Source organism: Streptomyces sp. R818 (assembly GCF_056172735.1).
Window position 1 is genome coordinate 218818 of the sequence record NZ_JAOCNE010000003.1, and the last position, 8678, is coordinate 227495.

7 protein-coding genes are annotated in these 8678 nt (G+C 71.6%); 2 read left to right on the forward strand and 5 right to left on the reverse strand.

Going from position 1 to position 8678, the window contains the following annotated elements; all coding sequences use genetic code 11:
* Window positions 1-135 precede the first annotated feature (135 nt).
* A complete protein-coding gene (locus N5I75_RS06115) occupies window positions 136-996 on the forward strand; it encodes a 3-hydroxybutyryl-CoA dehydrogenase (protein ID WP_476675102.1) in 861 nt (286 codons plus the stop codon).
* Between the two features lie 206 nt (window positions 997-1202).
* Window positions 1203-1460 (forward strand): hypothetical protein, encoded by a 258-nt coding sequence (locus N5I75_RS06120; protein ID WP_394435435.1) that lies wholly within the window; start codon window positions 1203-1205, stop codon window positions 1458-1460.
* A gap of 13 nt (window positions 1461-1473) precedes the next feature.
* Here N5I75_RS06120 and N5I75_RS06125 read toward each other — a convergent pair whose 3' ends face one another.
* The 5 genes from N5I75_RS06125 to pheS form a co-directional block, all read right to left on the reverse strand.
* The gene (locus tag N5I75_RS06125; protein WP_476675105.1) at window positions 1474-2004 is read right to left on the reverse strand and encodes an NUDIX hydrolase; all 531 of its coding nucleotides are present in this window, start codon (window positions 2002-2004) and stop codon (window positions 1474-1476) included.
* Window positions 2005-2075: 71 nt separating this feature from the next.
* On the reverse strand, window positions 2076-3416 hold the full coding sequence (locus tag N5I75_RS06130; RefSeq protein ID WP_476675107.1) for a tetratricopeptide repeat protein: 1341 nt from the start codon (window positions 3414-3416) through the stop codon (window positions 2076-2078).
* Window positions 3417-3683: 267 nt separating this feature from the next.
* Window positions 3684-4778: a PP2C family protein-serine/threonine phosphatase gene (locus tag N5I75_RS06135; RefSeq protein WP_476675109.1), complete on the reverse strand. Its 1095-nt coding sequence runs from the start codon at window positions 4776-4778 to the stop codon at window positions 3684-3686.
* Window positions 4779-4950: 172 nt separating this feature from the next.
* Entirely contained in the window at window positions 4951-7464 is a 2514-nt protein-coding gene (pheT, locus tag N5I75_RS06140; RefSeq protein ID WP_476675111.1) for a phenylalanine--tRNA ligase subunit beta, read from the reverse strand.
* On the reverse strand, window positions 7464-8591 hold the full coding sequence (gene pheS, locus N5I75_RS06145) for a phenylalanine--tRNA ligase subunit alpha (RefSeq protein ID WP_476675112.1): 1128 nt from the start codon (window positions 8589-8591) through the stop codon (window positions 7464-7466). The genes pheT and pheS overlap by 1 nt, the downstream gene beginning before the upstream one ends.
* Window positions 8592-8678 lie beyond the last annotated feature (87 nt).

Sequence of the window (8678 nt, forward strand, 5' to 3'; positions counted from 1 at the left end):
GGATGAACAGGCGTTAACCCAGGCTGCACCCGCCCCAGGTGTACGGGGTAACGTGCAGCTCCGAGAAGGCCCGGGAGGATTCTGCCTGCCGGCGGCCCCGGACGAAACAGCGAAAGGCACGAGGTGACGGACGCCTTGACTGACATCACACGCGTGGGCGTGGTGGGCTGTGGCCAGATGGGGGCCGGCATCGCCGAGGTGTGCGCCCGCAGCGGCCTGGACGTGATGGTGGCCGAGACCACCGGCGAGGCCCTGGAGATCGGGCGGACCCGGCTGCTCAACTCACTCGCCAAGGCGGCCGAGCGCGGCAAGATCACCGAGGCGGAGCTGGCGGAGACGCAGGAGCGGCTCACCTTCACCACGGACCTCGGCGAGTTCGCCGACCGGGACCTCGTCATCGAGGCGGTCGTGGAGAACGAGCAGGTCAAGACGGAGATCTTCCAGGTCCTCGACCAGGTCGTGACCCGTCCCGACGCGATCCTCGCCTCGAACACCTCGTCCATCCCGCTGGTGAAGCTGGCCGTGGCGACGTCCCGGCCCGACCACGTCATCGGCATCCACTTCTTCAACCCGGCGCCCGTGCAGAAGCTCGTCGAGCTGATCCCGGCGCTCACCACGTCCGAGGGCACGATCAGCCGCGCCCAGGCCCTGGTGGAGAAGATCCTCGGCAAGCACGCGATCCGCGCCCAGGACCGCTCCGGGTTCGTGGTGAACGCGCTGCTGGTGCCGTACCTGCTCTCCTCGATCCGGATGTTCGAGTCCGGCATCGCCAGCCGCGAGGACATCGACAACGGCATGGAGCTGGGCTGCGCCCACCCGATGGGCCCGCTGAAGCTGTCGGACCTGATCGGCCTCGACACCATCGCCTCGATCGCGGACTCGATGTACGCCGAGTACAAGGAGCCGCTGTACGCCGCTCCGCCGCTGCTGCAGCGGATGGTCGACGCGGGAAGGCTCGGCCGCAAGACCGGCTCGGGGTTCTACACCTACGCCTGACCGACCGATCCGATACGGACCCGAACACACTCCGTGTTCGTCAGTGGGCCCGGTGCTCTTCGGAGCACCGGGCCCACTGCGTTCGCACGGGGAGTGCGACGGTGACCCGCATATGCCTTCCGCACACGCTGTCGCCGCGTCCACCTGGCGAGTTCACTTTTGTTGCGTACATCAGGGATGAGACGACTACAGAAAGGAGCGGATCAGTGACCACCGACCCGGAGTATTCCGTGGTCCCGGAGGAACTCGCTGAGTTACGCCGTGTCTTCGAGGTAGGTCTGACTCGGATCGACGGCCAACTCACCCTTCTCGCTCACCGTGACGACCAGACCGTCAAGGATCAGGACGATCTGTCCTCGCGGATCAGCGCGTTGGAGCACACCCGATGGCCCTTGCCCGCGGTCGCCGCGCTGACGGCGATCGGAGCCCTGGCCATCGCGATCTGGCAGGCGGTCGGGCATTAGCGCGCGGGAGGCGCTAGCCGAGCCGCATATGGTGCAGGAGCAGTAGCGCGGCCGCCATATTGGCGGCCGGGACCTCTCCACGAGCGATCATGTCGGGGACGAGCTTGAGCGGGACCCACTCTCTGCGGTCCGACTCGAAGTCGTCCTGGGGGTGGCCGAGGTATGTTCCCTCGTCGGTCCAGTAGATGTGGTGCCGGGCGTCCGTGAGCCCGTTGGACGGTTCGACACTCATCAGGTGCCGCAGAGGTCCCGGTCGCCAGCCGGTCTCCTCCTCCAGTTCCCTCGCGGCCGCGTCCGCGATGTCCTCGCCGTCCTCGACGACGCCCGCGGCCAGTTCCCACCCCCAGCTGTCGGTGATGAAGCGGTGCCGCCACAGCAGCAGCACCTCGTTGGCCTCGTTCACCACGGTGGCCACCGCCACCGGCCGCAGCCGGATGAGGAAGTGGTCGAGGTGTCGGCCGTCCGGGAGTTCGACGTCCGCCAGATTGACGGTGAACCACCGGTTTTCATACACAGTTTGTTCGTTTTGTTTCGTCCACTGCACGGTTCTGCCACCTTCCGCCGAGTTGCTGGCAATATCGCAGCAGTGGCGGAACCGGGCTCCCCGGTGAGGGCTCAGAGGGGAACGCGCAGCGCCCCGTCGATCAGTTCGGCGGCCTCCGCCGTGCCGGCGCAGCCGCTGCGCATCAGGTGCTCGCGGACCATCCGGAGTCTGTCGCGCAGGCGCTGGGACTCCATCCCCCGCGCGGCCTCGGCCATCTCGACGGCGGTGGCGACGGCCTGTTCGGTGTTGCCCTGTCTGAGCTGGATCTGGCTGAGCACCGCGAGCCGGTGCACCCGGCCGCGGTCGTGCGCCGGGGTGTGCACGGCCTCGGTGGCGTGCTCCCGGGCCCCCGCGTAGTCGCCGAGGCTCAACAACGCCTCCGCGACCTGTACGTTGACGAACCCGGGCTGTACGTAACCCGTCTCGTCCGGTTCGTGCCCCCGCCGGATGCGGTCGGCGGCGGACTCGGCACGCCGGATGCACTCCAGCGCGCTCGTACCGTCGCCGAGGTGGGCGTACGCCTTCGCCTGCATGGCATACAGATCGGAGGCGAGCGCCGGGGTGATGTGCCGCCCGGCGGCCCGCAGCGCGGCCTCGGCGAAGGCGACGGCCTGCCGGTGCTCGCGCATGTGCAGCGACTGGTTCACCAGGAGCGCTATCACGTACGCCCCGAGCCCCCTGTCCCCGCTGGCCTTCGCCAGGCGCAGCGCCTGGTGGAAGTAGCGCTGGGCGAGGCCGTGCGCGTCGGAGTCGTAGGCGCAGATGCCCGCGATGGCGACGAGCCCGCCGGTGGCCCGGTGCAGCTGGCGGCCCGTGGCGTCGGTGTAGCTGCCGCGCAGCAGCGGTGTCGCCTCCGCGTTGAGGAAGCCGACGATCCGGGTGCGCGTCGCGATGCCGCCCGCCTTGCGGTACATCTGCTCGTAGTGGGTGCGGGCGGAGCGCATCATCTCGATGTCGGCGGGGCTGACGACATGGCGCCCGCCGCGTGAGACGTCGGTGTCCTCGGGCGGGTTCTCCCACTCCCATACGGGCATGACCGCGGGGGTGCCGGTGACGGCGGGGGCGTCGAGGATGTGCCGGCGCTGCTGTTCGTCGGAGCGCCAGACCGCGGTGGCCCGCTCCACGAAGCCGGAGAGCGAGGAGGCGTGCGGGGCCACCGGTTCGCCGGGGATGCCGAGGCCGATGTCGTCGAGGGTGACGTGGCGCTGGAGGCGCCCGCTGAGCACCTCGCAGATCAGGTCGGGGACCTGGCCCCGCGGGCGCTGGCCCTTCAGCCAGCGGGCGACGGCGGTGTGCTCGTAGCGCAGCGCCAGACCACGGGTGCGGCCCGCGTGGTTGACGTGGGCCGCGAGGCCCGCGTGGGAGATCCCGGCCTCGTCGAGTATCGCGTCGAGCAGGGTGTTGGGCTGCATGGATGCCCTCCGTAGGCTCACTGCTGCCCAGCGTAGTCCCGGTGCCTTCACACGGGGTGTGAACGGAATGCCCAACTCCGGGCCGTCTGCACTCTGTTCTGGCCGGTTTCCACCCGCTTGACTGAACTGCCTCGCAAGAGGCCGACCGGGCCGCCGGCTCCCCCTCGTTCCAGACGGCGGTCCGATCCCGCGCCGTCCGCCCGCTCGCCTGCCCACAACTCCGCGGCGGGCGGACGGCGCCCGGCGCCGCGATCCACGACAGAGAGATCAGTGCACCCGCTGCGCGGAGCGTGCGGCGGGCTCCGGGTGCTGGACGGGGACGCGCCCCCGGTCGTTGCGCAGGACCAGCAGGGCCGCGTCGTCCCCGGGGTGGCCGCCCGCGTGGCCGAGGAAACGGCCGTACACGGCGCGGACGACGGCCTCCGGCACGATCGTCCTGCGGCGGCGCACCACGGCCCTGAGCTCGTCCTTCAGGGGAAAGAACCGGCCATGAACGTCGCGGGCGTCCTCCATGCCGTCGGTGTGCAGGAGCAGCCCCTCCCCCGGCGCGAACCACCCGATCCGCGCGGGGGCCAGACCGGCGGGCAGCGGGAACATGCCGACCGGCGGCATCGGTTCGCCGCCGGTCAGCGGTTCGGCGCAGCGCGCGGCGCCCGGCCGCAGCAGGTACGGCCAGGGGTGGCCGCAGTTGAGGGCGTACACGGTGCCGTCCCGCCGGATCTCCAGGAGCAGCACGGTCACGAACTCCTCGGAGAGCGGGCAGTCGGACTTCTCGTCCGGGACGGCCGGATGCTCGTCGCGTGCGTGCCTGCGCAGATGACGGTCGTGGGCCCGCTCCAGTCTCCGCAGCACACCGGTGAGTTCGGCCTCGTCGTGGGCGGCCTCGCGGAAGCTGCCGAGGACGGCGCCGACCCCGGCGAGCGCGCCGAGCCCGTGGCCGCGCACGTCGCCCATGACGACCCGGACGCCGTGATCGGTGGCGACGACGTCGTACAGGTCGCCGCCGATGCTGGCGGCGGGGTCGGCGGAGAGCTGGCCCGCGGCGAGCGCGAACCCGTCGAGCCGCGCGGGCAGCGGCCGCAGGAGCACGGACTGGGCGGCGCCCGCGACGGCCTTGACGTCCCGCAGCTCCCGCAGCAGCCCCTGCCGTACGTGGAGGATCAGCCCGCTGCCGACCAGGAAGAACACCGCGCTGCTGACGATCCGCGCGGTCAGGGTGTCCTGCCGGGCGAGCGGGCAGGTCAGCTCCCAGGTGACGGCGGCGCCGCCCCACAGCGTGGGCAGTCCGAGCAGCGCCGCGCGCCGGAAGCGGGCCCGGAAGGTGGTGCGGGTGGGCGCCCTGGTCCTGCTCCGCATCGTCATGCCGACGGCCCCCTCGGCCCTGTGTGCAAGCGCGCACGCCGGAGGACCCGGCGGCGGTTCCACAACGCCTGCCCGCGATCAGGACGCCTCATGGGAGGTCGTCACCCGAACGAGTGAGGGGCGCACCCGGAGTTACCGGATGCGCCCCTCACGGGAGCCGTGCGCTCGCCGCTTACGCGCCGCGCAGCACCGCGCCCGTGGTCTCGGCCGCCCGCGCGACCGCCGTGTCACGGGCCGCGCTGGCCTCGTCGACGGTCAGCGTGCGGTCGGCGGCACGGAAGCGCAGCGCGTAGGCCAGGGACTTCTTGCCCTCGCCGAGCTGCTCCGCGTTCTCGTACACGTCGAACAGGCGCAGCGACTCCAGGAGTTCACCGGCGCCCGCGCGCAGCGCGTCCTCGACGGTCGTGGCCGGGACGTCCTTGTCGACGACGAGCGCGACGTCCTGGGTGGCGACGGGGAACGTGGAGATCCGCGGCGCCCGCACGACACCGGCACTGGCCTCCTCGACGAGGTCGAGGTTCAGCTCCATCGCGCTGGTGCGGGCGGGCAGGCCGAGCGCCTTGACGACGCGCGGGTGCAGCTCACCGGCGTGCCCGACGAGCGTCTTGGCGCCGTCGACCGTGACGTACAGGGCGGCGCACCGGCCCGGGTGCCACGGCCCGTACTGACCCTGCTCGACGACCAGCTCGGTGCCCGCCTCGTGGGCGACGACGCGCGCCGCCTCGACGGCGTCGGCCCAGGTCGCCGGGGTGCCCTTGCCCCACCAGCCGGTCTGCTCACGGGCGCCCGCGAGGACGACCGCGACGTGCCGGGGCTGGTTCGGGAGCGCCGCCGTGAGCGCGGCGACCTCGTCCTCGGTGGGCCGGCGGTCCACGCCCAGGCGGGTGGCGATGCGCAGCTCGTCCTGCGGGTGGAAGACCAGGCCCGTCTCGAAGAGGGCCAGGTCGTGGCTGCCGCGCCCGTCGTTGCGGCGCAGCGCGGACAGCAGGCCCGGCAGCAGCGTCGTACGGAGGGCGGGCTCCTCGTCGGAGAGCGGGTTGACGAGGGTGACGACGCGGCGCTTCGGGTCGTCCTTCTCCAGACCGAGCTGGTCGAAGACGGACTCCCCGATGAACGGGTAGCTCAGCGCCTCCACGTATCCGGCACCGGCCAGGGCGCGACCCACACGCCGGTGCGTGCGCTGGCGCTCGGTCAGGCCGCGGCCCGCCGGGGGCTTCGGCAGCGTGGAGGGCAGGTTCTCGTAGCCCTCAAGACGGATGACCTCTTCGGCCAGGTCGTTCGGGTCGGTCAGGTCCGGGCGCCAGGACGGCACGGTGACCGTCAGGGAGTCCTGCCCGTAGACGTCGCAGCCGACTTCCTGGAGGCGGCGCACCACGGTCTCGCGGCCGTACGCGACGCCCGCGACCTTGTCCGGGTGGTCGGCCGGGATCGTGATGGTGCGCGGGGCGCCCGGCGCGATGACCTCGGTGACGCCCTGCTCGGCGGTGCCGCCCGCGAGCAGCACGAGCAGGTCGACGACGCGCTGCGCGGCGGCGGCCGTGGCCTGCGGGTCGGTGCCGCGCTCGAAGCGCTTGGACGCCTCGGAGGACAGCTTGTGGCGGCGCGAGGCGCGGGCGATGGTCAGCGCGTCGAAGTGCGCGGCCTCGACGACGACGTCGGTGGTCCCGGCGCCCTCCTCGTGATCGGCGATCTCCGTGTTGGCGCCGCCCATGACACCGGCGAGGCCGATCGGGCCCCGGTCGTCGGTGATGACGAGGTCCTCGGCGTCGAGGGTGCGCTCGGCGCCGTCGAGGGTCTTGAGCTTCTCGCCGGGCAGCGCGCGGCGCACGCCGATCGCGCCCTGGACGAGGGAGCGGTCGTAGGCGTGCAGCGGCTGGCCGAGCTCCAGCATCACGTAGTTCGTGACGTCGACGGCGAGCGAGATCGGGCGCATGCCCGCCTTCTGCAGGCGGCGCTGGAGCCAGATCGGCGAGCGGGCCTCGGGGCTGAGCCCGGTGACCGTGCGGGCGGTGAAGCGGTCGCAGGCCATCGGGTCGGCGACCTTGACCGGGTAGCCGTGCGCGTTCGGCGCGGGCACGTCCAGGAGCGCCGGGTCGCGCAGCGGGAGCCCGTACGCGGTGGCGGTCTCGCGGGCGATGCCGCGCATGGACAGGCAGTAGCCGCGGTCCGGGGTGACGGCGATGTCGAGCACCTCGTCGACGAGCTGGAGCAGCTCGATGGCGTCGGTGCCCACCTCGTGCTCCGGCGGCAGCACGATGATGCCGTGCGTGCCGTCGTCGCCCATGCCCAGCTCGTCGCTGGAGCAGATCATGCCGTGCGAGGTCTTGCCGTACGTCTTGCGCGCGGCGATCGCGAAGCCGCCGGGCAGCTCGGCGCCGGGCAGCACGACGACGACCTTGTCGCCGACGGCGAAGTTCCGGGCGCCGCAGACGATCTCCTGCGGCTCACCCGTGCCGTTGGCGGTGCCGACGTCGACGGTGCAGAACCGGATCGGCTTCTTGAAGCCCTCCAGCTCCTCGATGGTAAGGACCTGGCCGACGACGAGGGGGCCCTTGAGGTCGGCGCCGAGCTGCTCGACGGTCTCGACCTCAAGGCCTACGCCGACCAGCTTGGCCTGCACGTCACGGCCGGTCTCGGTGGCGGGGAGGTCGACGTACTCCCGCAGCCAGGAAAGCGGGACCCGCATCAGATCTCCATCCCGAACGGCCGGGTGAACCGGACGTCACCCTCGACCATGTCTCGCATGTCTTCGACGTTGTGGCGGAACATCAGCATCCGTTCGATGCCGAACCCGAAGGCGAATCCGCTGTACTTCTCGGGGTCGACGCCGCACGCGGTGAGCACGCGCGGGTTGACCATGCCGCAGCCGCCCAGCTCGATCCAGCCCTCGCTGCCGCAGGTGCGGCAGGGACGGTCCGGGTTGCCGACGGACTCGCCGCGGCACACGTAGCAGACCATGTCCATCTCGGCGGACGGCTCGGTGAACGGGAAGTAGTTCGGGCGCAGGCGCGTCTTCATGTCGTCACCGAAGAGCGCCTTGACCATGTGGTCGAGGGTGCCCTTCAGATCGGCCATGGTCAGGCCCTCGTCCACCGCGAGCAACTCGATCTGGTGGAAGACGGGGGTGTGGGTGGCGTCCAGCTCGTCGGTGCGGAAGACCCGGCCGGGGCAGACGACGTAGACCGGCGGCTCGCGGTCGAGCAGCGTGCGGGCCTGCACGGGAGAGGTGTGCGTACGCAGAACGACACCCGACTCGTCGCCCTCGGTGCCCTCGGGGCCCTGGACGAAGAAGGTGTCCTGCATCTGCCGCGCCGGGTGGTCCGGCGTGAAGTTCAGGGCGTCGAAGTTGAACCACTCCGCCTCGACCTCGGGGCCCTCCGCGACCTCGTACCCCATGGACACGAAGACGTCGGCGACGCGCTCCATCATGGTCGTCAGCGGGTGGCGGGCACCGGCAGGGGTGCGGTCGTAGGGCAGCGTGACGTCCACGGCCTCCTCGACCAGGACGCGCGCGTCGCGCTCGGCCTCCAGCTCGGCCTGGCGGGCGGCGAGGCCCCGGCCGACGGCGGCGCGGGCCTGGCCCACGAGCTTGCCCGCGGCGGCCTTGGCCTGCGGGGGCAGCGCGCCGATCTCGCGGTTGGCGAGCGACAGCGGCGACGTGCCGCCGGTGTGCGCGACCTTGGCCTCCTGAAGCGCCTCGAGCGAGTCCGCGGCGGCGAAGGCGGCGAGCGCCTCGTCCCGCACGCGCTCGATCTCTTCCGGTTTCAGTGCCTCGACCTCGACAGGGTCGTACGACTTGTTCGGTGCCGACATCTCTTCCCGTACTTCCGATTGGCTGGCGGATGGCCCCGTCTGAGACTCGTCCCTGACGCGTCAAGACGTGGAGACGCAATGTGCCAA